This is a genomic window from Stenotrophomonas geniculata ATCC 19374 = JCM 13324, assembly GCF_001431625.1.
In the GTDB taxonomy this organism is placed as follows: domain Bacteria; phylum Pseudomonadota; class Gammaproteobacteria; order Xanthomonadales; family Xanthomonadaceae; genus Stenotrophomonas; species Stenotrophomonas geniculata.
In genome coordinates, this window is record NZ_LLXT01000070.1 from 1 (window position 1) to 603 (window position 603).

General features: G+C 68.5%; 1 pseudogene. It reads left to right on the plus strand.

Annotation, left to right across the window (positions count from 1 at the left end):
- Window positions 1–603 (plus strand): annotated as a pseudogene (locus ARC63_RS04060) (SAM-dependent methyltransferase); the annotation flags it as partial.

Below are 603 nucleotides of genomic sequence, written 5' to 3' on the forward strand. Positions count from 1 at the left end.
ACCATCCCCACCCCCGAACCGCCCCGGTACCCGCCGTGCCCCATTACACCGGCCCCCTGCTGACCCGCGACAGCGCCGATACCCTGCGCCGTGCCCATGACAAGGGCGCTGCCGACTGGCAGGGCTCGCTCGACCTCGGCCGCAGCGAGGACAGCGTGGCGCTGGATGCCGACGGCTTCCGCTTCCGTGGCCAGCCCTACCCGTGGCCGGGCAAGCTGAAGGACCGCACGCTGTACTACTGGGACGGCGAGGAATTCGCGCCGATCTCGCGTTACAGCGGTTCGCTGATCAAGCTGGTGCCGACCGAATGGGGCGCACCGACCTTCGAGATCGACGGCATCAAGATGCTGCCGACCTCCAAGCTGTCACCCTTCGAGGATGCGCGCCGCAAGGTCGAGCTGGTCGCCCCGGCCGGCAAGGTGATCCTCGATACCTGTGGTGGCCTGGGCTATTTCGCCGCCTGCGCGTTGGAGGCCGGTGTCGGCCAGATCCGCTCGTTCGAGAAGAATGCCGACGTGATGTGGCTGCGCACGCTCAACCCGTGGTCACCGGATCCGGACTCGGCTGCGGCCGGTGGCCGCCTGCAGTTCAGCCACGGCGATG